Source organism: Tumebacillus amylolyticus, from assembly GCF_016722965.1.
Taxonomy (GTDB): Bacteria; Bacillota; Bacilli; order Tumebacillales; family Tumebacillaceae; genus Tumebacillus; species Tumebacillus amylolyticus.
In genome coordinates, this window is the sequence record NZ_JAEQNB010000004.1 from 164130 (window position 1) to 188488 (window position 24359).

The window sequence follows — 24359 nt, forward strand, 5'->3', positions numbered from 1 at the left end:
TTTTACGGTTGATAGAGTACATAGTCAACGCGCCCTCTGAGCGTGGAGATGTCGATCATCCCGACCCGTTTGTCACGGCTGTCAAGCGAGGCGAGTGGATGTCGGTTGTCGCCCATGACGAACACATGGCGGGGAGCGACGGTGACCGGAGCGAAATCTTCGGTGACGGTGTCGATGTAGGGTTCGGTCTGCGGGTCGCCGTTGACATACAGCCGTCCCTCGCGCATCTCGATGACGTCGCCCGGCAAACCGATCACCCGTTTGACGTAGTCGTGCGAATCGTGAGGCGCAGGGAAAATTACGACATCACCGTGCTTCGGGCCGGAAAACTCGTAGGCGAGTCGGTTGAGGTAGACGCGGGAATCGTCATGCAGAGTCGGCATCATCGAGGTTCCTTGGATCTTGGTCAACGCGAAGACGTGGTCGCGAATCACCAGGTTCAACAGGAACGCGACGAGGACGATGCACGCTCCGTTGAGGAGGTCGCGCGCCCATTTTTGTCTGATTCTTGTGAACATCAAGTAAAGGAACCCCCTTTTACTAAAACGCGAATTTATATCTGTTCTATTCGCGCCGTATCGAGAGGATTCCTTTGCCAAGATTGTCATTTGCCGCCGCCTTGTCCGCTTCCTGTTCCACCGCCTCCTGAGGCACCGCCGCCGGAGCCTGTGTTTTGCGGGTTGCGCTGCGGGTCATTGTTGCCGCCGCAAGCGGTGAGGAAGGTGCCCGCGATGAGAAGGGAGAGGGCGAATGTGAGGGTTTTGCGCATTGAGGTTCACCTCCTGCCTGTGGTCTATCTTGGTCAGTATGTCCAATTTGTAGTTGACGGCGTTTTATACGATATCGTATATTAAGTGGTAGTTTTTGTAATGGGAGGTATATGTTAAATGAAACTTGTAGCCCTTGTAGGCTCTCTGAATCCTGAGTCCAAAACGGCAAAAGGCCTGAACGTTGCAGCAGAAGCAGCACGTAAGGCAGGTGCGGAAGTACTCGTGTGGAACTTGCGTGAGCGTCCGCTCCCGATCTACGATCCGTCGGCGGAGCGCGATGAAAACACCTTGGCGTTCATCCAGTTGATGGATGAAGCAGACGGCTTCCTGATCGGTTCCCCGGAATACCACAACGGTCCGTCCGGCGCTCTGAAAAACGCCCTCGATTTCGTCGGCTACAACCAATTCAACGGCAAGCCGGTCGGTCTCGTAGCGTCTGCAGGCGGCGCGATTGCGACCAACACGCTGGTGCAATTGGCGACGATCTTGCGTTCCCTGCACGGCTACGTCATCCCGCACACCGGCTCGATGAGCTATGCGGACAATTTCAACGCAGACGGCACCTTCGAGAACCCGAAGATGCAAGAGCGCTTTGAAAAAGTCGGTACCGATGTTGTCGCGCTGACGAAAGCTCTGCGCGGCTAAACGGATGCGCGAAGCTCTCCTTCTGATCGCGCATGGAAGCCCGGTGCCGGCGGCGAATCGTGATTTGTACGAGATGGTGCAGTTGGTACGGGGACGGCGCGGCGACGTGATCGTCGAGCCGGCTTTTTTGGAAGGGACGAGCCCGAGCATTCCGGAAGGGATCGCCACATGCGTACGCCAGGGTGCTGAGCGTGTGGTGGTGATCCCTTTTTTCTTGTTGCCCGGGGGTCATGTTTCGGAAGATCTGCCTGCGTTTGTTGAAGAAGCTCGTGCGGCGTATCCCGCTGTGGAGTTTTTCATGGGGAAACCGCTCGGGGGGCATGAGCAGTTGCGAGAGATGATCTGGGAGCAAATTTGTGAGCTGGATCATGAATGAACTCCAAGGTTTCTGGTAGAATGAGTGGTAGTTGAGGAATGGAAAGAGGTGTCCGGCGTCATGGAGGAAGCTTATTTGGCGTTTGACTGCCCTTCTTGCGGCCACGCTGTCACACCGGAACCGTTGGAAGGCGAGCGAGGCAACCAGGACGCCGCCTGTCCGTCTTGCAGCGCGAAGTTCACGCGGACGTTTGCGCTCTATCAGGGCGAGTGGGTGTTCGGGTTGTGGCGAAGCAGTGAGACGGGGAAAGTGGCGTGTACATATTACAAGACCGCGTTCGGAACGTCGAGCGACGATTGCTGAGCAGGAGGTGGACAGAATGAATTGGGAAGATGCACAGGACATCGCCGAAGCGCTGAATGAAGCGCATCCGGAAACCGATGTGTTGTCGATGAAGTTTACGACGCTGCGCAAGTGGGTGCTGGCGTTGGAAGGTTTCGAAGGAGACGCTGAGGATTCCAATGAGAAGATTCTCGAGGAGATCCAGATGGCGTGGTACGACTTGGTATCGTAAGCACAGAGAAACGTCTGCCGTTTTTGAGGGCAGGCGTTTTTTCCTTGTCTGGCAGGGTATTCTAGGGGGAGAAGATCCTGTTTGAGGAGGAGTGCGCGTATGGAGTTGGTATGTCCGCTGTGCAACGGGTTGAAGGACGTTCATGCTGCCTGCAGAGAGTGTGGGGGGCAGATGGTGGACGGCGGGATGGTTACGGATTATGAAGGGCCGTATTCGCCCTATGAATTGACGCCGCAAGTCAAGCAGGAGAACGGCGGGCGGTGTACGCATTTGCTGTATTGCGGGACTTGCGGAGAGCAGATGTACATGATCGCGCAAAGTGAGTATATTTGACGATATGGAATTTTTGGGCGGGAAGATGTAGAATAGGTGGTATTGATTAAAAAAGGAGTTGTCCGTACGTGCCTTCGTCTATCAAGTGGGTATTCTGCAAGCGAAACCTTGAGTTACATACGCAAAAAGTATACGACGCCCTGGTGTCGAAATATCCGGAAGAGAAAGTAGATATCAAGGACTGCCCGTCCAAGGATCTGTGCTCCCTGTGCAAGGACGTTCCGTTTGTGTTGCGCAACGGTTCGATCGTGAACGCGAAGGATGCGAAGGATCTGTACTTCAAAATCGACAACGGCATGCAGTTCTTGACGGGACAGCAGCTCGTTGACATCCCGCCCGCACCGCCTGCCCCGCCGAAACCGGCACCGGCTCCGAAAGCTGAAGCAGCTCCGAAAGCTGAAGCAGCTCCGAAGGCTGAAGTAGCTCCGAAGGCTGAAGTAGCTCCGAAGGCTGAAGAAGCACCGAAAGCTGAAGCAGCTCCGAAAGCTGAAGAGGCTCCGAAGGCTGAAGCAGCACCGAAGGCTGAAGTAGCACCGAAGGCTGAAGCAGCACCGAAGGCTGAAGCAGCTCCGAAGGCTGAAGAAGCTCCGAAAGCTGAAGAAGCACCGAAGGCTGAAGAAGCTCCGAAAGCTGCGGCTGAGCCGGAGACCAAGGCGGATGAGTTGCCGAAACTGGACTAATTTTGTAATCTGTATCACAACCGACCCTTCAACGGGTCGGTCTTTTGCTAAAATGGGCTTGCATACTAAGATATATAGCTTTTCTTCTAATCCCCAAGGAGGTTTTTTTATATGACGGTAAACAACTTTAATATTCAAATTCAAAACATCGCCGACGTCGCCGCAGACGTTTTGATCGTAAGCCTGTTCGAAGGCACCCAACCCAGCGGTGAAACCGAAGCTGTCGACAAAGCGTTGGGCGGTCAAATCAGCGCCCTGATCGAAACCGGAGACTTCACCGGCCGCTTCAAGGAACTCAAAGTCCTCTACCCGTTTGGCAAAATTCAAGCCAAGCGCATCTTCCTCATCGGCCTCGGCGAAGCAGCCGAATTCACCCACACCCGTGCCCGCCAAGCCGCTGCTGTCACCGCACGCGCCGCTCGCGACCACAAAGCGGTCACCGTAGCAACCCTCGTCCACGGCGCAGGCAACAGCAACCTCGACGTAAACCTTGCCGCTCAAGCTCTGGTAGAAGGAACCCTGCTGGGCCTCTACCAAGTGACCACGCAAAAACTCAACCAAACCCCGTCCACCCTCACCGACGTACTCGTCGTCGAACCGGATGCCGCCAAATACCAAGCCATCCATGACGGCCTCGAACGCGGCCGCATCATCGCAGAATCCACCAACTTCGCTCGTGAGCTGATCAACCGCCCGTCCAACCAACTCACCCCGACCCAACTCGCAGACGCTGCGACCGAACTCGCAACCCGCCACGGCCTCGGCCTCACCGTCTTGGGTGACCAAGAACTCCAAGACCTCGGCGCCAACGCGATCCTCGCCATCGGCCAAGGCTCGCCGGAAGAGTCCCGCCTGATCGTCCTCAACTACCACGGCAACCCGGATTCCGAAGAAACCCTCGCCCTCGTCGGCAAAGGCATCACTTTCGACACCGGCGGCTACTCCTTGAAGCCGGCGGTAGGCATGGAGAACATGAAAACCGACATGGGCGGTGCAGGTGCCGTTCTCGGTGCGATGCAAGCCATTGCCCAACTCAAACCGAAAGCGAACATCATGGCGGTCATCCCGGCGGCTGAAAACATGGTCTCCGGCACGGCGATCAAACCGGGCGACGTCATCGTCACGCTGAACGGCAAGTCGATGGAAATCGTCAACACCGACGCAGAGGGCCGCGTCGTCCTCGCCGATGCAATCACCTACGCTCTGCGCAACGGCGCGACCAAACTCGTCGACATCGCGACGCTGACGGGCGCAATCTCCGTCGCGCTCGGCCGAACGGTAGCGGGCCTGTTCACCAATGACGGCGACTTTGCCGCAGTCGTCAAGGAAGCATTCCATCGCTCGGGCGAACGCGCTTGGGAATTGCCGCTGGTGGAGGAGTACGGCAACAACTACAAATCCAACGTGGCGGATATGAAAAACACCGGCACGCGCGACGGCGGTTCCATCGTCGCTGCGATGATCCTTCGTGAATTCGTGGAAAACACCCCGTGGGTGCATCTCGACATCGCAGGCGTTGCCCGCGACATCGAAGGCGGCCAAGATCTCAACCCGCGCGGTGCAACGGGCTTCGGCGTCCGTTCGCTTGTGGAACTCGCTTTCCTGCAAGAGCAAGAGTAATCATCAAAAAGAGCCTCGGACACGCATGCGTGTCCGAGGCTTTTTTTCAATCCTGAAAAAGTCCGAGTTTGAACAACGACTCGTATGTAACCAAAATGCCCAGCACGACGATGACGAGAGACGACACTTGCGCCATGAGATTGGAGATGCCGCGGCGTTCGAGCAAGCGGGCTTTGCTCTCCGCTTTGAGCAGGAGAAGACCGAGCAGAGACAGCGAAAGCGCACCGCCAAACGAAAAGGCGAGCACCATCCCGATGCCGAGCGACACCTGGCCTGCAGAGACCGCCGTCAGAAGCATCACCAACGAAGTCGGGCAGGGAATCAGGCCCGTCAACACCCCGACGGTGAACAGCCGCCGCACCGAATTTTCTTGACGGGGCTTTGTGGAGGTGGCAGTTGAGTCGAACATCGGCAGTTCATCGTGAGGATGGTGGTGATGCCCGTGCGAATGATCTCGCCCGGCTCGATCGACGACATGCACATGCCCGTGTGAACAGACATACGTTCTCTCCCGCTCGTTCAGCCGCCCGAGCGTTACCACAGGCGGGAAGAGCATTTGCAGAACCATGCGCCCGCCAATCAGCGTGATGACAGCGCCGGACAGAAGTCCCAGCCAGGCTTCAATCTGCTGGGGCAAGAGGTATTGCAAAGCGGTCGTCGCGACGAGGGCGAGGAACAGAATGGAGACGGTGTGCGCGAGCGCGTTGGTGACGCCGAGCAAGACGGCGTCGCGCGGACGGGCGCGGGAGGAGACGAGATACGCGGTCAGGACGCCCTTGCCGTGCCCCGGTTCCAGAAAATGCAAAGCGCCAAGTCCGATCGCCGCCGGGATGCTGACGAGTAAGTCCAAAGGGATTCACCTCCGAAAAGTGACACTGCTTGTCATGACATGTCTATGCGAGACGACCGCCCTTTTTGCCTCCTCTGTCTACAATAGGCTCACAGGGAGAGAGGGCGTACTCATAGGATGGTGGTACGAGGTGAGGGGCCGTGAAGAAAAAAGCCAAACCGCAAGCTCGCGTAACGTCAACCAAAACAGTCAAGTACACGGCGGCCAAAACGCGCCGCACCCCGGATCTCGCTGCCGGGAACATCGCCGACATTTTTGAGCGCTACCGGGATGCAGTTGTGAACATCGAAGTGGTGAAGCGTGAAAAAGCCACCCCGCGCCGCCGCGACCCGTGGAACTTTTTCCAAGATACGGAACGCGAAAGCACCAGCAAGAACACGATGAACATCGGAACTGGTTTTTTCTTTGACGCGCGGGGGTATATCTTCACCAACGAACACGTCATCCACGAAGCCGATCAAATCTTTGTACGCTTCTACGACTCCGACGAAGGAGTTCCCGCCGAAGTGGTGGGAAGCAATTTCGAGATGGATCTGGCGGTCTTGAAAGTCAAACCGCCGAAAAACGTTCGCGTTCTGCAATTTGGCTCCTCGAACAATCTGCGCGTCGGCGAATGGGTGGTCGCGATCGGCTGCCCGCTTGGCTTGGACCATTCCGTCACCGTCGGCATCGTCTCGGCGACCGAACGCCCTGTGGTGATCGGGGACCGGCAATACCCGCATTTGATTCAAACAGACGCCGCCATCAACCGGGGCAACTCCGGCGGGCCGCTGATCAACATGCGGGGTCAGGTGATCGGGATGAACACGGCGGTCAGCGCTTCGTCGCAAGGGATCGGATTCGCGATTCCGGCAGCGGTGCTCAAGCAACAACTCGCCAGCCTGCTTGGAACAGCGAGGAAGAATCGAAAGAGTTGAAGAGGAAGCGCACGTAAAAAAACCTGCCGAGGGAGACGGCAGGTTTTTTGCGACCTGTCATTGATTGAGTTTGCATTGATTGTTACACATTAGAATATACATATGTAAATACCATATTTTACTTGGTGAAATTTGTCGTTAAAATTATTATTGACTAAGTCTTGTTACCACTGTATATTGAAAACATAACAAAAATAATTCGTGATTAACCCGCTCGGCGGTCCACTAAAAATCCAAGCACAGCGAAAAGAGGGAATGCAATGCCGGAACCTTTAAAGCTTGATGTCAGCAAGTTTGAAGACGCTGTCATTGAAAGCGGTTACAAAGCCTCCCGCTTTAACATCCGCACCAATGACAAAAACGGTGACATGCTTTTGCTGAACACCTACTCCAACAAATTCATTCGTGTTGCCGAAGAGCAGAAGGGAATCGTGGCAGACCTCCTTCGCAAACCGGGTGAAGCGTTGCAAGATCATCCGGCTTTCCAAGAGTTGGTCACTCGAGGCTTCCTCGTCAAGAAATCGGTTGACGAGTTCCGCCGGGCTGAGATGCTTCACCACGAGACGATCGCTTCCACAGATGAACTCTCGCTGATCTTGCTGCCCAATGAGGACTGCAACTTCCGTTGCACCTATTGCTACGAATCTTTCGCCAAGAACTTCATGAAGCCTTGGGTACAGGACGGCGTCATCAAGTACTTGGAGAAGAACTTACATAAGTACAAGAAACTCCATATCGCGTGGTTCGGCGGGGAACCGCTGACGGCGATGCCGATCATCGAGCGATTGTCGGAGCGCATCATGGAATTGTGCAAACAGCACAAAGTCATGTATTGGTCGAGCATGACGACGAACGGGTACAACCTGACCGTCAATGTCATGAAGAAACTGCTCTCCTACAACGTGCTGAACTTCCAGATCACGCTCGACGGCATCGAAGAGACGCACAACTGCACCCGCGTTCGGTTGGACGGTGCTTCCACGTTCCAACGCATCGTCACCAACTTGCGCAACGTCCGGGATCAGATCCCGAACCGAACGTTCAAGATCATCGTGCGCGGCAACATCAACCAAGAAGTGCTGAAAGTCATCGGCCCGTACAGCGATTTCCTCGCCGAAGAGTTCTCCCACGACCCGCGCTTCATGACACACTGGCAACCGGTCGGAAACTGGGGCGGCGATGTCATCTCGCCTGAGAAACTCTGTGAGCATAACGACATGATCGGCGCGATGTTGGATGCGGCAGACAAAGGGATCGACTTCTCGTTCTACCGCAAGCTGATGCAGTCCAAAGAATCGGTCTGCTACGCCGGTCAGCGCAACCACTATATCATCGGCTCCGACGGGATCATCTACAAATGCACCATCGCCTTCAACGACGAAATCAACCATGTTGGGATGATTACGGAAAAAGGCACGATGCATCTCGATGAAGATAAAATGGCCCTCTGGGTCACAGGGCATGAGAGCACCGACACCGGTTGTCAGAAATGCTTCTTCCGCCCGAGTTGCCAGGGGGCCTCGTGTCCGCTGATGAAGATCAAAACAGGCGCCGCGCCGTGTCCGCCGATGAAAGTCTACTTCAAGGACTACATGCAGTTGATCGCAGCATCGGTACGCAACGGCGTGGAAGAACTGAAACTTTTGGAGGACGGTGTTCCCTCATGACACAAGTCAATGACTCTGCAGTGCTCACGGTTCGAGAGCGTGTTGAAAACGTTCTGCAGGACCTTGGCATTGAAACCGACTTGGAGAACGAGTTGGACCTGCCGGAACAGTTTGATTCCGTCACGTTTATCAATGCGGTGTTGGAATTGGAGCGAGCGTTCGGGATTACGATTCCGGATGAGCTGCTGAACATGCAGATCTTCGCTTCCCTTGACCATACAACAGAGATTGTCAATCAACTTCACGATCAACAGAATTGAGGATCTCCCTTACGCGTATGCGTACAGCGAATTTTCGCTGATCTTATATACTCCTTGTGAGCTGATACGCAGAAGTACATATGACAGGAGGTGTCCTGCATGAAAAAATCTCTGAAAAAACCGCAAGCGGTTGTTGTTGCAAACGTGCAAGCGTACGACAACGAAAACTGCAACAACTGCTGGTGCTAAGAAGTTGACTGAAAAGGAGCCGCGCTGGTATGCGGCTCCTTTTCCCAAATTTGGAGACTGAGAACAGGGTGATGGACATGTGGAAAGAAAATCGAGGTGCCGGCATTCGCATTGCGGTCGTTGACAGTGGAGTGAACGTTCACCATCCCGATTTGGCGGCCCATTCGTTTACGGGCGTTTCGGTGGTGGAAGCGGAGGATGGCTATCGAGTAAGTGAGGACATCGTCGATACGCTGGGGCATGGTACAGCGGTCACCGGAATTCTCAAACGCTTGGTGCCGGACGCAGAGATTGTCGCTGTGAAAGTGTTTCAAGAGCAGTTGTCCGCCAATTTGGAACATCTCTTGTATGCGCTCCAATACGTACTCGACAACATCGACTGTCACATCCTCCATCTCAGCTTAGGCGTGGTGCAGGACAGCGAAATCAAGCGGCTGCGCGGGCTGTGCGAGGCGTTGACGGCCAAGGGTGTGCTGATCGTGTCGGCGTTTGACAACGACGGTGCGGTTTCGTACCCGGCGGCTTTTCCCGAGGTGATCGGTGTAGATGCCAGTCAGATTTGCAAGGGAGACCACGAGTTCGAGTTCGTCGAGGACTCCATGGTCAATTTGCGAGCGAAGGGAACAAGTCAACGGTTGGCATGGGTGCAGCCGACCTATATCTTCCGTGGGGGAGCGAGTTTTGCGGCGGCCTATGCTTCGGCATCGGTTGCAAAACTGCGGGAAGCGGGCCTGACAGATCGCGAGGAGATTCTTGCGACTCTGAAACCCCAATCGCTCAAGGTCTTTCTCGGTCGAGAAGTGAAGACAGGGGCGCGAAAGTTTCCGATGGAGCGTGCGGTGATTTTCCCCTTTAACAAGGAAATGCACAGCGTCGCCCGTTTCCAAGACCTCTTGCAGTTCGAGTTACCGGGGGTCTATGACACCAAATATTCCGGGCAGGTGGGGCAGCCGATCTCCAAGGTCTTGCGCCAGGAAGTGCCCGATGATCTCGTGATTCAGAACTTCGACCTGCTCGATTGGAACGGGGAGTGGGACACGTTCATCCTCGGACATGTGGAGCTGTTGTCGGAGAAAGTGGGCGTCGAGTTCGTGGAGTTGGTTTTGAATCAATGCATCGAGTACCGCAAGAACCTCTACTGCTACGACGGGCTCAGCCGGTATGAAGAGCTCGTGCAGACAGCGCGGGCGCGCGGTTTGCACGTTTTTTACCCCGAAGTGACGACCGACGAAGTTCCCGCGAATCGATTTGGGAAGTTGAGAAAAATCGGCAAGCCGGTTCTGGGGATTTTCGGCACCTCTTCGCAACAGGGGAAATTTACGTTGCAGTTGAACTTGCGCCGCCGCTTCTTGCGCGACGGGTATGGAGTCGGGCAATTGGGGACGGAGCCCTCGGCGCTTCTGTACGGATTCGATGAAGTGTATCCGATGGGGTACAATTCCACCGTCGATGTGATGGCGTACCAAGCGGTGACGGTGCTCAATGAAATGATGTGGCGCATCGAGGACAACGATCCCGACATCATCCTCGTCGGGTCGCAGTCCGGTACGGTGCCCTACGACACGGGTAACCTCCGTCGTTTCACGTATCCGGCGATCGACTTCCTGCTCGGCACGCAGCCGGATGCGTTCGTGCTCTGTTGCAACGTCGAAGATGACATCGCCTACATCCGCCGAGCGGTGCAGGTGTTGGAGAACTTGGGGACGGGCAAGGTCATCGGGCTCGGTGTCTTCCCGTTGCGCAAACAGTTCATTCCGTGGGCGGGTGTCAAGATGAACCGTGGCGATGACGGGGAGCTGACTCAATTCAAAGATACGTTGCAAGCCGAACTCGGGCTCAAAGCTTTTCTCATGAACGACGATGAGGAGTTGGAGATGCTCTACCAGCAGATCTTGGAGTTTTATTCGTAGCTCGCGGATATTTGGAGGAGAAGACAATGAACGCAATGGAATCCAAGCGGGAGATCAAAGTGTTGATCGGGGCAAGCGGGGCGATCTCGGTCTTGAATCTGCACTTGTGGATCGCCTATCTGAAAAAAAATCTAGTTCAGGACATCCGCGTGATTCTCACCGACACCGCGCAAGAGTTTGTGAACCCGCAGATTATCGCTTCCTTCACGGGGCATCCCACGTACACGTCGGAGTTGGATGACCCGGAATTTCCCGCCGCTCATGTGTCGTTGCCTGAATGGGCCGACCTGTTCCTGATCTTGCCCGCCTCCGCGAACATGATCGGCAAGGCAGCCAACGGCATCGCCGACGATCTGCTGTCCAGCGCGATTCTCGCCGCCGTCTGTCCGGTGGTGTTCGTTCCGTCGATGAACTTGCAGATGTGGAACAAACCCGCGATGCAACGCAACATCCAGAGACTGCAGGAGGATGGGTACCATGTGCTCGCAGGGCCGGTGCAAGAGGGCTATCGCGTCTCAACCGGTCGTCAAGAGGAGAGCATCGGCATCGACATTTCGCAGATCGGCATCAAACTGATGCGTTTGTTGCGAGCGCAAGAGCAGGTGGTGAGAGGATGAACGCGACCTCTTCCCCTCTGCTGTTTTCGTATCGGGTGATCTTCCGAGCGGCTCCGCTGGCGGGTATGGCGTTGATTTTGTGTACGATCTTGATCGGTTTCATGCCGGGGATTCAAGCGTTCATGCTCACTTCGCTTATGGAGCAATTGTCAGACCCCGCTCCTCCCACGAGTTGGGGGGGCGTACCGCTCGCGTTCATCGGAATTACCGTGGTCAGCGTCGTGCAGATGCTGTGTTCCTTGGGAAACAACCTCGCGTTTCAATATGCGAAGAACCGCATGAACACCCGGTGTACAGAACTGATCCTCCAAAAAGTTCCTCGATTGGCGGCAGAATCGTTTGAAATCGACGGAGTTCACGACCAACTCTACCGGGCTTATTCCAATCGAGAGGCGCCGTTTGAGCAGATTCGTGCGTTCCACTCGGTCGGCTCGATTTTTATCTCGTTGATCTCGTTCTTGGTCTATGTGCAGTCGTTGAACATGTGGCTCAGTGTCGTGTTTGCGCTTAGCATCGTGCTCTATTCGGTTCAGATGTTTTTCCAGAGCAAAGTGGAGCATCGCGTCTACGAAGAGCAAACGGCTCAAGAGCGGGAGTTGAACCATCTGGCGGAGATCGGAACCCGTAAGAACTTTGGCAAGGAAGTCCGCCTCTTCGGGCTGGCCGGCTATGTATTCGACACATGGCTCTCCCTGTCCGAGCGGTTGACGAAGCAAGTCTTGCGCGTGCGCACGAAACACCATCTGCAAAATCTCTTCCTTACGACCGCAGGATTTGCCACCGTCACGATCTTTTTTGTCATCGTTGCGCTGTCGGTCGGGTCGGGTCAAACGTCTACGGCCGCATTTGCCGGTCTGGTGTCCTTCATCGGGCAATTGGGCTACATGATCTCCAATGTGGGGAAGCAGACGCGGGATTTCAACCTCACCCGCTTGAAAGTGCGCAATGTCATCGAGTTCTTGCAAGTACAGGAGGACGCCGTTCCGGAAGCGCAGCAGCAACTCTTCGACGTTCAAGGAACTCTGCATGTCAAAAACGTCTCGTTCCGTTATCCCGGAAGCGAGACGTGGACGCTTCAAGACATCAACTTGGAGATCAATCCGGGCGAGACCATCGGCATCGTCGGGGAGAACGGCGCGGGAAAAACCACGCTCGCCTGCTTGTTGGCGGGTCTGTATAAGCCGATAGACGGAGAGATTCTGCTCGACCATGTGCCGCTTCGAGAGCTGTCTGCCGAATTCCGTACGCAACAGATCGGGTTCGTCCACCAAAAGCCGATTCGCTACGAGTTGTCGTTCCGCGAGAACATCGAACTGGCGGCGACCGCCGAACGGGGCGCTTTGGAGGACGTCGTGGAGGCATTCCACATGCATGACCTCTTGCAAAAAATGCCCGAGGGATTCGAAACGTTGCTGGGGCGCTCGTTTGGCACGTTGGACCTCTCGGGCGGTGAGTGGCAACGGATGGCGATCGCACGCTGTGTCGTCCGCAATCCGGCGGTGTACATCCTCGATGAGCCGACGTCTGCGCTCGATCCGGAGAACGAGTCGATGATCTTCAACTTGTTCCACCAACTGTCTGCGCAAAAAACGACGGTGATCATTTCGCACCGTCTGGGATCGATCAAGGGCGTGGACAAAATCGTCGTGCTAAACCGAGGTCGCATCGTCGAAGTGGGCCGTCACGAAGACCTGATTGCACGCGGCGGGGAATATTGTCGCCTCTACGAACTGCAAGCACAGTGGTATAAGGAAGGTGAATGGTGTGAAGCGTAGGCCGTTGGTGTGGGTGTTCAAGTTCTTTTTTGCTTCTTCCTCCCTTCCTTTTGTCTGGATGTCACTGTCCGGTTTGGTGCAAGCAGGTCTTGCTGCGGTGTCCCTCTTGCTCTTGCGTGATCTGGTCGACGGTCGAGGGCAATCAAGTTCAACGCTTGTCTGGCTCTCGGTGGGCTACTTGCTGAGTGCGTTGGTGTTGCCAAACGCGATCAACATCCTCATCCAGATGTTCCGAGAAGCGGTGGTTCGCCGTTCTCAACAGGACTTAACGTGGAAGTTGATGCAAAAGTCTGCACGCATCCGCATGGATCGCTTGGAAGACTCGAACTACCAAGACGTGGTCTCGGCGGTGACGAAGGCGGACAGCTCCGTCATGATCAACTACTGGCAGTGTGTGCAGGAAGTCATCCTGTCGGTCCTGCGCATTGTGAGCGTGGGAGCCGTGTTGACGTCCTTTTATTGGGGAATTCCGCTCGTGGTGTTTGCTTCCGTTCTGCCGGAATTGTGGATGCGCTTGCGGTTTGCGAAGTTGCAGCACCGCATGCATCTCGACCAATCGGCGGTGGAGCGTCGGGCGACCTACTTTGCAGAGCTGTTGACCAACCGAGAGTCGTTGAAGGAACTGCGCACCTCCGCTGTCGAGAAGTTCCTGTTCGGCAAATGGTGGGCGCAGAAGGATTCGTACGATCGCAAGGACTTGGCTTTTGACCGCAAACGACAATCGTACTTCGGCGCGGGACATCTGTTGTTCCTCACTGCGATCACGATCTCCATGTACTTTATGGTGAAATGGGTCATGGGCGGTCAGACATCGGTCGGCGCACTCACCTCGGCCATTTTTGCTTTGAATACGATCATGGGCTCGATGGGTTCGCTCTTGTACAACGTGGGACAAGTGCAACACCAGCAATTGCTCGTCGAAACCACGATTGGCTTTTTGCAAGACACGGACGTTGAACAGCCGGATATGTCTGATCTGCAGGACGTGGAAGCTCCCTTTGACATCCGGTTTGAGGGGGTTTCCTTCAAGTATCCGGATTCAGATTCGTATGCGCTGCAAGATGTGACGTTCACGATCTCTCATGGGGAGCGTCTCGCGCTCGTCGGGGCGAACGGATCGGGGAAGTCAACGCTGATCCGGCTTTTGCTGGGGTTGAGTCGTCCGACTGCGGGGTGCATCTATGTAAACGGGGTTCCCTTGGACAATTGTTCCCTCGCCAAATATCGCGAGCACGTGACGGTGGCGTTCCAAGATTTCGCACAGTACCACCGCACCGTGCGTGAGAACATCGGATTTGGCCATCTCCCGTCTCTGCCCGTACAGCCTCTGCTCGAACAGGCCGCCGAGCAGAGTGGAGCCGCCGAGTTCATTTCTCGACTTCCGCAAGGGTATGACCAGCAGTTGGGTGCTGCTTATCACAACGGGGTCGATCTGTCAGGCGGCCAATGGCAAAAAACGGCGATGGCCCGCGCCTACCTGCGCCCCGCCACGCTGCTGGTGATGGATGAACCGACGGCGTCCTTGGACCCGTTGGCCGAAGTGGAAGTGTACCGCCAATTCTCCGAGCTGGCGGAGGGGAAAACGGCTTTGCTTGTCTCGCATCGCTTGGGCTCTGCGACGTTGGCAGACCGCATCTTGGTCTTGAAGCAAGGGAAGTTGGTAGAAGTCGGGAACCACCAAGGGCTGTTGCGGGAGAGCGGGGAATACGCGAAGTTGTTCACGTCGCAGGCCCAATGGTATCGACAGGATGAGGAGCAAGGGGGAGTGCAAGATGAGCATCGTGTTGCCGACGTACATCTATAATGATTTTTTCGTCAACTGCTTGGACAATCATCTGCTCGGGCTGTTGATTCAACGGGATGAAAGCTTCCGCAAAGCGGTCTGTTCGTTGAAAACGTCCTATGCCGTACACACGCCGAAACCAGGTGCCGTGATTCCGGCGGAGTACCATCAACAGGGATACTTCCTGATGCAGATCGACTTTGATCGGTTGGAGTTGGACGATTGGTTTGAGATTCAGATCGTGGAGATGAGCGAGCATCGCGACATCCACGACGCGATCCAAGCACAGTTGAAACAGGGCTACTACTGCCTCGTGTTCCTCGATCGCTTTCACTTTCCGGGCGGGATCGAGTATCAAAAGCGCCATACCGTACATCCGAGCTTCATCTATGGCTACAACTCCGTCACTCGGAACTATCTCCTCGTCGAGGACTGCCGACAGTTCGGAAGGATGGAAGCGTATGAACTGTCCAGAGAGAACTTGGAGATCGCGTATCAAGGAGTTGAGGAGCAGAATCTGTCCTTGAAGCCGAGCGCGTTCCGTTTGCGAAATGATCGCGACTTTGTCTATCAATTGCCGCGTCAGGCGCTGGTGGACAATTTCAACTACCTCCTGCAAGAGACGGTGGAGGAGCAGGAGTTGTTGGTGAAGCATACGGGGCTTTCTTGCATCGAGACATTCGCACCGCGGGTGGGGGACGTGTACACAGGGCTTGGGGATGCGTTTATCCACCAATTCATTGCGGCGGGCCGTCCCTTGCAAGTGCAACGCAAGAACTTTATGATCTTGGAAGCGTTGGACCCTTCGCGTCACGTGGAGCAGTTGGGGCGGGAACTTCAGGAATTGGCGGGGCATTGGGAGCTTTGTCGGAACCGATTGTTCAAGTACATCTTGACCCGTGACCGCTATCCCGAGACGGCAGATTCTTCCGTAAATTTTGACGAACTCACGAACGTGCTGCATACGATCTTCCCGCTGGAACAACGCTTCACACGGAAGTTGATCGAGCTCTTGCATGAAAAAAACACCTCGCTCGTCTGAGCGGGGTGTTTTCTTTTACGAGGTGAGAACGTTTGAGTGCATCGCCAGTTCTACCGCTTTTTGGACATGGAGGGTGGTCGAATCGAACATTGGCAAGGGGAGATCATCCTGATTCAAGAGCAACATGATCTCCGTACAACCGAGGATGATTCCTTGGGCTCCGCGGGATTTCAGGTCGCGTACCGTTTCTTGATAAGCATCACGGGAGCTTTTTTTCACAATGCCTTGGCACAATTCTTCAAAAATAACACGGTTGATCTCCGTCTGCTCGTCAACAGGCGGCACGAGCAACTCAATTCCATGTTGCTTCATGCGCTCTCGGTAGAAGTCCATCGACATCGTGTACTTCGTGCCGAGCAACCCGATGCGTTTCAGACCTTGGGCTGCAATCGCTTCGGCGGTCACGTCCACGATGTGGACCAGCGGAATCGTGACGGCCGCTTGCACGTCGTCGGCCACTTGGTGCATGGTGTTGGTGCAGATGAGCAACAGGTCAGCACCGGCGGCCTCCAAGCGGCGGGCGGCTTCGAGGAGAAGTCCGGCCGCTTTTTTCCAATCACCGGCGGTTTGGTAGGCGACGATTTCGGCAAAGTCGAAGCTGTGCAGCAGAATCTTGGCGGAGTGCAGTCCTCCTGCCCGGTTTCGAATCTCTTCGTTCATTTGACGGTAGTACACGGCGGTCGATTCCCAGCTCATGCCGCCGAGCAGTCCGATGGTTTTCATGTTGGCGTTCCCTGCCTCTCGATGTGTAGTGGTGTGCTCTCAGCGTACAAGGGGAGTGTCTCTTGGGAAAAGAGCCAATTCCTCGAAAGATGGCAACCAATTGGGCCGGTTGCAATTGGTTGTAGAATCTCGCGGAATTGGCTCTTTTACCTTGGACGTTTTCAAGGCTATGATGAGAGGAACGAGAGACAGACAGGATCGACAAGTAAGGAGCGGGAAACTCATGACACGCAAGACTTTGTATCAGACCGTATACCAACGACTTCGCTACCTCATCCTCAGCGGGGAATGGCCAATTGGCTCCGCTTTGCCATCGGAGCGCAATTTGGCGGCGGACTGGGACGTTTCGCGCAACACGATGGTGCGCGCGCTGACCGAGTTGGAGGATGAAGGTTTGATCTACAGCAAGGTCGGCAGCGGGCGATATGTCCAGTCGTTGCCGCCGGTGGAGGTCCTGGCTCCCTTTGATTGGAAAGATCGGTTGCGGCAAGAGACATCGCCACCGTCGAACTTCGCGGAATTGGTCCGACTCAGCGGGTCGAACTCGAAAATTAACTTTGCGTTCGGCGAGGGGGGACGTCACACGTTGGTGACGTCCAATTTTGCAGAGCAGGTGAAAGTCCAAGATCTCCTCGCCCATGCCAATGCGCACTACTTGACTCCGATCTGCGGCCATCCGGAGTTGCGTGAATGGATCGTGGACATCATGGGGATGGAGCAAGTGACGTCGCCGGACCAGGTCGTCGTCACCAGCGGTTCGCAAGAGGCGCTTTGCTTGACCACTTCGATTCTCGCCGAGCCGGGAGATGCCGTGGCGGTCGAGATGCCGGCGTTTTTTGGAGCGCTGCACATGTTTCAAGCGATGGGGTTGCGAATCATCCCGATTCCGATGGACGCTGACGGCATGCGTGTGGATGTGTTGGAAGGGGTCTTGGCGCGCTCACGACCGCGCTTCATTTATACGATTCCGACGTTTCATAACCCGACGGGGTACACGCTGTCGATGGAGCGTCGCCTGAAATTGCTGCAGCTGAGCGAACGCTACAACATCCCGATTGTCGAGGATGATGCCTACCGCCATTTGCACTTTGAGGAGGAGCCGCCGCCCTCTTTGAAATCGCTCGACCAGCACGGCAACGTGATTTATATCAACACGTTTTCAAAAACGCTCTCGCCCGGTCTGCGGCTCGGGTGGGTTACGGCGAGTCGTCCCTTTCTCCAACAGATTGCCAGGCGCAAGGAACTGATGGTCACGACCAACACGCTCGCTCAGCAGATGTTGCTGACCTTCGCGAAGCAAGGCGATTGGCACGCGCATTTGGAAAAAGTCCGACGTCAGTACTACAGCCAAGCGATGCTGATGGGGGAGTATCTTCACCAACTGCGCTCGGCGGGACTCTCGTATACCGGAATTCGCGGCGGGTTTTATTATTGGGTGGCGTTGCCTGAGCACAAGAAGCCGGGGGAGATTTTCCGAGAAGCGATCGCACACGGTGTCTTGCTGGCCACCGGTGACATGTTCCTCACTCGCGAAGCTGATCAACCGTACATTCGGTTGTGTTTTAGTCATGAGCCGGTTGACCAGATCGGAACGGGCATGAGGATCCTTTCTGCCATTTTGCAAGATTGACGAGGCGGGAGTTGGTGCAGACTAGATCGGGTAGGTTTGCATGCTTTTGGTGAGGAGGAGGGGAAGTCTTGAAAAAACGCGCGATTCATATCTTTCCGCGCTTCGAGAACGCAGAGCGAATACACAGTCTGCGCCAAGAATTCGATCCGCTCGCTGCACTGATCCCGCCGCATCTGACGCTGGTCTATCCGTTTGAAAGCGATTGGACGTTTGAAGAGGTGCGGTCTCATTGCACAGAAGCGGTGAAGGGCATTAAACCTTTTACCATGAAGCTTCGGGGGATCACCGGAACGCGGGAATGGCACTTGTTCCTCAACGTCAAGCAGGGCAATGATGAGTTGATTGGCCTGCACGACCGTCTCTACAGCGGTCTGCTCCAACCTTTTTTGTACCGCAAAGTTACCTTTGTCCCGCACTTGACTGTTGGTCACTTCCATAATGTGGAGGCTTTTGAAGCTGCGTTGGCGGCAACAGAAGCGTTCGATGACGAGTTTACTTGTCTTGTGGACGAGATCACGGTTGAGGTCATCGAAGACGACGAATCGTCGACGGTGGAAGGAGTCGTCCGCCTCTGAAAAGATGGCGGACGTTTTTTTGTGCCAACAGAAGGAATGGTTAGGTCGATGTATAATTAACATCATATAGAGTAGACCTTTGTACGGTGTAGGGGTTCGTTGTTGGCACAGTTGGGTGAGGTGAACAGGTCTTGATCGTGTTGAACAACTTATTGTTGCATATTTTTGTGAATTTGTTTTTCGTGACGATTTTCTTCTCTTTTCGTGTTCAACCGAAGCACCAAGCTTGGAAGATCTTCGCGCTGGCGAGTCTCTCGTTGCTGTTGTGTATGACGTTCCCGATCTCGATGAAGTATGGGTATCGACTGGGTCTTGGAATGATCCCGATTTTCACGATCATCCTGTATGGGCGCGGGTGGGGTCCACCTGTGTTGATCGCGTTGATGGTCGGGTATCGTCTGTTCCTCGGGGGTCCCAGTGGATGGATGCAAGTGGGCGCGGCGATACCGGCGATTTGCGCGGCGTTCGCTTGCCGTACGTACTTCCGTTTTTACGAGAAACGGGCTCGGTTGATCGTCAGTACCGCGCTGTCGCTGGTGGGGGCGTTAGGCACTTGGACGATTGTTTGGGTGCAGGGCAATCTGACAGACCACATGGTCTGGTTGCTGGCTCTTTACTCGTTGATGTACATGTTGACCACGTTCACGGTGACGTTATTGATTGAAGTGATGCGAGAGAATCGGAACATGCGGTTGGAGATGCAACGCATGGAGAAGCTCGGTGTGCTGGGCGATCTCGCAGCTGCAATTGCGCATGAGGTCAGACATCCGATGACGGTAGCGAGTGGATTCTTGCAACTGATCCAAGAAGAGAAAAATCCTGGGGACAAGAGGCACTATATCACCATCGCCTTCGATGAACTTCAGCGTGCTGAGGGGATCATCACCGATTATCTTGCGTTTGCCAAGCCGGAAATTCAAGAGTTGGAAAGCGTGGAAGTGGAGGAGAAGACTCGCCAAGTGCTGAATCTGATGTCCTCCTACGCTCTCTTGCATAATGTGGAGCTGACCAACGAAATACACGCGGGCATGCGAGTGTGTGCGGATGCGGGCAAACTGGATCACGTCCTGATGAATGTGATCAAAAACGGCATCGAAGCGATGCCGGATGGCGGTCGTCTGCACATCGCAGCCACACGGATGCAAGGGTATGTCGAGTTCTTGATCGAAGACACGGGGGTCGGTATGACGATGGACGAAGTCGCGAGGCTGGGCAATCCTTTTTACACGACCAAGGACAAAGGGACCGGTCTTGGGTTGATGGTGGCCTACCGATATGTGGAAGTGATGCGGGGAAAAATCCTCGTTCAGAGCGAAAAAGGCAAGGGCACACGCTTCTCGATTCGAATACCTATTTCTGACAAATGACCTTCTCCTTCGAGGAGGTCTTTTTGTTCGCATATCGAATTAGAAGGAATAAAGTGTTTCAGAGGGGGTTGAATTCATGCTGAGTCAAGCTTTGGTGCAAGATGTTTTGTATGCAGCCCTGGAGACAGGTGGAGACTTTGCAGAAGTCTTTGTTGAAGATAAGACGAGTTCTACCATTCAGATGCTCGGCGGTGTCGTCGATGCAGCGGTGTCGGGACGAGACTTTGGTGTGGGCATCCGCATCTTGAACGGTGTCTTTGCGGTGTATGCGTACACGAACGATTTTTCCCGTGACAATCTGATCAAAGTCGCTCGCAATGCGGGGCAAGCGATTCGCGGGCAAAAAGTAGACCGCACGATCGATCTGCGCAAGTCGCTGGTCACGCCGCATCATGAGATCAAACTGCTGCCGTCCGACGTCAGTAAAGTTCGCAAAATTGAATATATGCGCCGTGCGCACCATGCGGCGATCAACTATGATCCGGTCATTTCGCAGACGCGCGTGAACTTCCTCGATGAAGATCAGAAAGTCTTGATCGCCAATTCGGAAGGGCTGTTCGTGGAGGACCGCCGTGTGCATTGCCGTTTGATGATCGAATCGATCGCGTCGAAAGGCTCAGAGAAGCAATCCGGGCTGTATTCGCCGGGGGCGCATCAGGGCATCGAGTTTTTTGACGACTTAGATATTGAATGGTACGCCAAGGAAACAGCTCGTACGGCGAAGACGATGATCGACGCGAAGTTTGCGCCAAGCGGTAAAATTCCGGTCATCATCGACAACGAGTTCGGCGGTGTTATCTTCCATGAAGCGTGTGGTCATGGTTTGGAAGCCACGTCGGTTGCAAAGGGCGCATCTGTGTTTGCCGGCAAACTCGACCAGATGGTCGCGTCTCCGTTGGTTACGGCGATTGATGACGGTACGATTGAGAACGGCTGGGGCTCGTTGAACATTGACGACGAAGGGTCCCCGACGCAGCGCAATGTCTTGATCGAGAACGGTGTGCTCAAAGGCTACCTGATCGACAAACTCGGCGCTCGCAAGATGGGCATGGCTTCGACCGGCTCGGCTCGCCGTCAAAACTATCAATACGCTCCGACTTCGCGTATGAACAACACGTTCATCGCGGCCGGGAATTCCACGCCGGAGGAGATCATCGCCAACACCGAATTCGCGCTGTATGCGAAATATATGGGCGGCGGTTCGGTCAACACGGCAACGGGTGACTTCAACTTCGCAGTTCGCGAGGGTTATATCGTGCGCAACGGCAAAATTCAAGAGCCGGTGCGCGGCGCGACTTTGATCGGCAAAGGCATCGAGGTGCTGCAGAAGATCGACATGGTCGGCAACAACTTGGCGTTCGGTCAAGGGATGTGCGGTTCCGTCAGCGGCTCGATTCCGGCCGATGTCGGTCAACCGATGATTCGCGTGTCTGAACTGACCGTTGGCGGTCGCTAGGGGGTGGCAGGTATGGAGATGATGCAATTCAAAGATGAGTTGTTTGACCGGGGTCGAGCACTCGGCTTTACCGATATGGAGATCTACTACCAAGCGGAGCGCGACACGACTGTGCGCGTTTTCAAAGGCGAGATCGATGCGTACAACATCGCGGAACAAGCAGGGCTGTCCTTCCGCGGCGTAATCAATGGCAAGATGGGCTACTCGTTCACGGAAAAAATCGACGAGGACTCCATGGACCTCCTCTTGCAAGAGGCGCGGGACAACGCTGAGATTCTGGAATTGGGCGAGAGCGAGGAGATCTTCGCAGGTTCGGAGCGCTACGTCGAGTTGCACGATCAAGCGCAAGCGTTGCGGAACTTGACTCCGGACGTCCTGATTGAAACGGCGAAGAGGATGGAAACGGTGGCGCTGGCGTTCGACCCGCGTGTTGAGCTGGTGAACACTTGCATGACCATCAACAACGAGACGGAATTGACGATCATGAACACGAAGGGCTTGAACTGCCGGACCAAGAACAACATCGCGATCGGCTATCTGTCGGTGGTCGGCAAAGAAAACGGCGACGTCTCGTCTGCGTCTCGGAGCGAGTTCGTTCTGCGCGAGATCGGCGATCTGAACGCTGAAGAACTGGCGAAGAACGCCGCGCAAGAAGCGGTCGGCAAACTGGGGGCTCAAACGATTGAATCGGGTTCGTATCCGGTGATCTTGCGCCGAGAGACGGCTGCGACACTGTTGAAGGCGTTCGTGTCTGTATTCTCCGGCGAAACGGCGCGCAAAGGTCTGACGCTGTTGCAAGACCGCGTTGGAGAGCAAGTGGCCGGAGCGAACGTGACGATCGTTGACGACCCGCATCTTGCAGATGCACCGGGCTCTACCCCGTTTGACTCCGAAGGCATGGCAACGCATCGTCATGAGGTGGTTCGCAACGGTCAATTGGTGACTTTTCTGCACAATCTCAAGACGGCAAAGCACTTTGGCGTGGAGTCGACCGGCAACGCGTTCAAGTCTTCGTACCGCAGTTCGGTTTCCGTACAGCCGAACAACTTGTACGTAGAACCGGGAGATCTCTCGCTGGATGAGTTGATCGCAGGAACGGATCGCGGGCTGTTGCTCGTTGAACTGCAAGGGGTTCATGCCGGGACCAACGCCGTTTCCGGGGACTTCTCGCTGGCGTGCATCGGGTACCTGATCGAGAACGGCAAGATCGCGCGTCCGGTCAACCAGATTACGGTGTCGGGTAATTTCTTGCAAGTGTTGAACGACGTGGAAGCGATTGGGAACGATCTGCACTTCAATGGCTACGGACGCGGCGCATGTGGCGCTCCGTCGCTCAAGATCAAATCGCTGGCGATTGCAGGGAAGTAAGTCGTGAGGAAAAAGGGAACGGGCAGCTTAGAGCTGCACGTTCCCTTTTTTTCGTGTAGAGAAGGAAGCAAAGGACGGGAACGGTGAGGAGAGCGGTCATGACGCTCATGAGGATGGTGAACGAGGTATGGTCGAACAACAAGCCGCCCAAAAGCGGGCCAAGCATACGTCCGGCGGTGGAGGCCATGCCGATGAAGCCTTGCAAGAAGCCGGTGCGAGTCGGAGGTGACAATTGCGCGACGGCAGCCGGGATGACAGGCCAGAGCAACATCTCCCCGAGCGTGAGCAACACCATTCCGGCGACAAAGACCCCGTATTGGTCATGGTGGCTGAGTACCAGCAGGTAGGAGAGGGCGAACAGCGCGACTCCGAGGAACATCTGCGAAGACAGCGACTTGAACTTGCGGATCAGCAAGGCGATCAACGGCTGTCCGAGGAAAATCACCAGCCCGTTCAACGTCCAGAGACGACTGTATTGCGCCAAGGAATAGTCTTGCTGCATGAAGACGGCGATCGCAGTCTGCCATTGCACATAGACGATCCAGAGCGTTACGCAACCGGTGAACAGGGCAAGGATCGGAAACCAAGGGATGGCGGGCTCCGTCTTGGGTTTGGGGGCGGCGTCGACAAGGAGTTCACTCGTTGCGGCTTGTTCGCGAGCAGAGTCTGACACAGGGGCAGGACGCCACTTGCCGTCGCGTATGAAGAAGAACACGAAGCAGAGAAACACCGTCATCGTCCCGGACGCCGAGAGAAACGCGAGGTTGAAGGAATGCGCGGCAACGATCCCGCCAATCGCAGACCCTGCGGCAACGCCGAGATTGTTCGCCACATAGAGGAAGTTAAACGCTCGACGACCTCCTTCGGGCCATGCTTTCGCTGCAAAGGCAAACAGCGCGGGAGAGACGAGCGACGCGGTGAAGCCGAACAGAAACATCACGGCAACATACAACGGCCAGATCTCGAAAAAGCCGGGGATGGAAATCAACGCAGCCGAGCAGAACAGGCCGGTCAGCAAGACCGGGCGTGCTCCAAAGCGGTCAAACAGCATCCCTCCGGTCAACTGCCCTAGAGAAGCGCCGGCGGAGTGCAGGAGAAGCACCATCCCGGCGACGGCAAGAGGGCGGCCGAGGTGTTCATGGATGTAGATCGAGTTCAGCGGCCAGAGGAATGAGAGACCGCCGATGTTCAGAAAACAACCGACCGCAAGCAGCCAGAGAATCTTCGGGTAGTGGCGCACTTGATAAAAACCTCCTGACGGTTTCATAACCTGCATTATTCTAACACAAATT

The 24359-nt window shown here is 55.2% G+C and carries 25 protein-coding genes; 20 read left to right on the forward strand and 5 right to left on the reverse strand.

The features are described 5' to 3' along the window. Window positions 1-2: 2 nt before the first annotated feature. Both lepB and JJB07_RS13655 read right to left on the reverse strand, forming a co-directional pair. Window positions 3-518: a signal peptidase I gene (lepB, locus tag JJB07_RS13650; RefSeq protein WP_201635922.1), complete on the reverse strand. Its 516-nt coding sequence runs from the start codon at window positions 516-518 to the stop codon at window positions 3-5. An 86-nt stretch (window positions 519-604) separates the two neighbouring features. Then, entirely contained in the window at window positions 605-769 is a 165-nt protein-coding gene (locus JJB07_RS13655) for a hypothetical protein (protein WP_201635924.1), read from the reverse strand. Between the two features lie 118 nt (window positions 770-887). On the opposite strand from JJB07_RS13655, the gene JJB07_RS13660 reads away from it, so the two are divergent. The 7 genes from JJB07_RS13660 to JJB07_RS13690 all read left to right on the forward strand — a co-directional run bounded on the left by JJB07_RS13660 (window position 888) and on the right by JJB07_RS13690 (window position 4938). Further along, entirely contained in the window at window positions 888-1415 is a 528-nt protein-coding gene (locus JJB07_RS13660; protein WP_201635926.1) for an NADPH-dependent FMN reductase, read from the forward strand. Between the two features lie 4 nt (window positions 1416-1419). After that, the gene (locus JJB07_RS13665; protein WP_201635928.1) at window positions 1420-1791 is read left to right on the forward strand and encodes a sirohydrochlorin chelatase; all 372 of its coding nucleotides are present in this window, start codon (window positions 1420-1422) and stop codon (window positions 1789-1791) included. Window positions 1792-1851: 60 nt separating this feature from the next. Beyond that, window positions 1852-2094, forward strand: a complete 243-nt coding sequence (locus tag JJB07_RS13670; protein ID WP_201635930.1) for a hypothetical protein — start codon at window positions 1852-1854, stop codon at window positions 2092-2094. A gap of 16 nt (window positions 2095-2110) precedes the next feature. After that, window positions 2111-2305 carry a Fe-S cluster assembly protein IscX gene (iscX, locus tag JJB07_RS13675; protein ID WP_201635932.1) on the forward strand — a complete coding sequence of 65 codons (195 nt, stop codon included), beginning with the start codon at window positions 2111-2113 and terminating at the stop codon, window positions 2303-2305. Window positions 2306-2404: 99 nt separating this feature from the next. Then, complete coding sequence (locus JJB07_RS13680) at window positions 2405-2638, forward strand: hypothetical protein (RefSeq protein WP_201635934.1); 234 nt, start codon at window positions 2405-2407, stop codon at window positions 2636-2638. A gap of 68 nt (window positions 2639-2706) precedes the next feature. Continuing rightward, on the forward strand, window positions 2707-3318 hold the full coding sequence (locus tag JJB07_RS13685; RefSeq protein WP_201635936.1) for a DUF1450 domain-containing protein: 612 nt from the start codon (window positions 2707-2709) through the stop codon (window positions 3316-3318). A 111-nt stretch (window positions 3319-3429) separates the two neighbouring features. Continuing rightward, window positions 3430-4938: a leucyl aminopeptidase gene (locus tag JJB07_RS13690; protein ID WP_201635938.1), complete on the forward strand. Its 1509-nt coding sequence runs from the start codon at window positions 3430-3432 to the stop codon at window positions 4936-4938. 46 nt (window positions 4939-4984) lie between these two features. On the opposite strand, the gene JJB07_RS13695 is transcribed toward JJB07_RS13690, so the two are convergent. After that, a complete protein-coding gene (locus JJB07_RS13695; protein ID WP_201635940.1) occupies window positions 4985-5788 on the reverse strand; it encodes a HoxN/HupN/NixA family nickel/cobalt transporter in 804 nt (267 codons plus the stop codon). A gap of 140 nt (window positions 5789-5928) precedes the next feature. Here JJB07_RS13695 and JJB07_RS13700 point away from each other — a divergent pair, with 140 nt between their 5' ends. The 8 genes from JJB07_RS13700 (at window position 5929) to JJB07_RS13735 (ending at window position 15948) form a co-directional block, all read left to right on the forward strand. Further along, complete coding sequence (locus JJB07_RS13700; RefSeq protein ID WP_347338352.1) at window positions 5929-6705, forward strand: S1C family serine protease; 777 nt, start codon at window positions 5929-5931, stop codon at window positions 6703-6705. A gap of 260 nt (window positions 6706-6965) precedes the next feature. Beyond that, a complete protein-coding gene (locus JJB07_RS13705; protein WP_201635943.1) occupies window positions 6966-8372 on the forward strand; it encodes a radical SAM/SPASM domain-containing protein in 1407 nt (468 codons plus the stop codon). Further along, on the forward strand, window positions 8369-8632 hold the full coding sequence (locus JJB07_RS13710) for a phosphopantetheine-binding protein (RefSeq protein ID WP_201635945.1): 264 nt from the start codon (window positions 8369-8371) through the stop codon (window positions 8630-8632). The genes JJB07_RS13705 and JJB07_RS13710 overlap by 4 nt, the downstream gene beginning before the upstream one ends. Window positions 8633-8898: 266 nt before the next feature. Further along, the gene (locus tag JJB07_RS13715; RefSeq protein WP_201635947.1) at window positions 8899-10731 is read left to right on the forward strand and encodes a S8 family serine peptidase; all 1833 of its coding nucleotides are present in this window, start codon (window positions 8899-8901) and stop codon (window positions 10729-10731) included. 26 nt (window positions 10732-10757) lie between these two features. Further along, window positions 10758-11348: a flavoprotein gene (locus JJB07_RS13720; RefSeq protein WP_201635949.1), complete on the forward strand. Its 591-nt coding sequence runs from the start codon at window positions 10758-10760 to the stop codon at window positions 11346-11348. Next, window positions 11345-13123, forward strand: coding sequence for an ABC transporter ATP-binding protein (locus JJB07_RS13725; RefSeq protein WP_201635951.1), 1779 nt, complete (start codon window positions 11345-11347; stop codon window positions 13121-13123). Before JJB07_RS13720 ends, JJB07_RS13725 begins: the two co-directional genes overlap by 4 nt. After that, complete coding sequence (locus JJB07_RS24410; RefSeq protein WP_201635953.1) at window positions 13113-14927, forward strand: ATP-binding cassette domain-containing protein; 1815 nt, start codon at window positions 13113-13115, stop codon at window positions 14925-14927. Before JJB07_RS13725 ends, JJB07_RS24410 begins: the two co-directional genes overlap by 11 nt. Further along, window positions 14896-15948, forward strand: coding sequence for a hypothetical protein (locus JJB07_RS13735; RefSeq protein ID WP_201635955.1), 1053 nt, complete (start codon window positions 14896-14898; stop codon window positions 15946-15948). Before JJB07_RS24410 ends, JJB07_RS13735 begins: the two co-directional genes overlap by 32 nt. 15 nt (window positions 15949-15963) lie before the next feature. Here JJB07_RS13735 and JJB07_RS13740 read toward each other — a convergent pair whose 3' ends face one another. Next, complete coding sequence (locus JJB07_RS13740; RefSeq protein WP_201635957.1) at window positions 15964-16671, reverse strand: aspartate/glutamate racemase family protein; 708 nt, start codon at window positions 16669-16671, stop codon at window positions 15964-15966. 223 nt (window positions 16672-16894) lie between these two features. Between JJB07_RS13740 and JJB07_RS13745 the strand changes: the two genes are divergently transcribed. The 5 genes from JJB07_RS13745 (at window position 16895) to JJB07_RS13765 (ending at window position 23067) form a co-directional block, all read left to right on the forward strand. After that, on the forward strand, window positions 16895-18301 hold the full coding sequence (locus JJB07_RS13745) for an aminotransferase-like domain-containing protein (RefSeq protein WP_201635959.1): 1407 nt from the start codon (window positions 16895-16897) through the stop codon (window positions 18299-18301). Window positions 18302-18369: 68 nt separating this feature from the next. Further along, window positions 18370-18876 carry a 2'-5' RNA ligase family protein gene (locus JJB07_RS13750; protein ID WP_201635961.1) on the forward strand — a complete coding sequence of 169 codons (507 nt, stop codon included), beginning with the start codon at window positions 18370-18372 and terminating at the stop codon, window positions 18874-18876. A gap of 137 nt (window positions 18877-19013) precedes the next feature. Continuing rightward, window positions 19014-20243, forward strand: coding sequence for an ATP-binding protein (locus tag JJB07_RS13755; protein ID WP_347338358.1), 1230 nt, complete (start codon window positions 19014-19016; stop codon window positions 20241-20243). 76 nt (window positions 20244-20319) lie between these two features. Next, window positions 20320-21699, forward strand: a complete 1380-nt coding sequence (locus JJB07_RS13760; protein WP_201635964.1) for a TldD/PmbA family protein — start codon at window positions 20320-20322, stop codon at window positions 21697-21699. 12 nt (window positions 21700-21711) lie between these two features. Beyond that, on the forward strand, window positions 21712-23067 hold the full coding sequence (locus JJB07_RS13765; protein WP_201635966.1) for a TldD/PmbA family protein: 1356 nt from the start codon (window positions 21712-21714) through the stop codon (window positions 23065-23067). Here the strand turns inward: JJB07_RS13765 and JJB07_RS13770 are convergent. Next, window positions 23039-24307, reverse strand: coding sequence for an MFS transporter (locus JJB07_RS13770; RefSeq protein WP_201635967.1), 1269 nt, complete (start codon window positions 24305-24307; stop codon window positions 23039-23041). The genes JJB07_RS13765 and JJB07_RS13770 overlap by 29 nt on opposite strands. Between the last annotated feature and the right edge of the window lie 52 nt (window positions 24308-24359).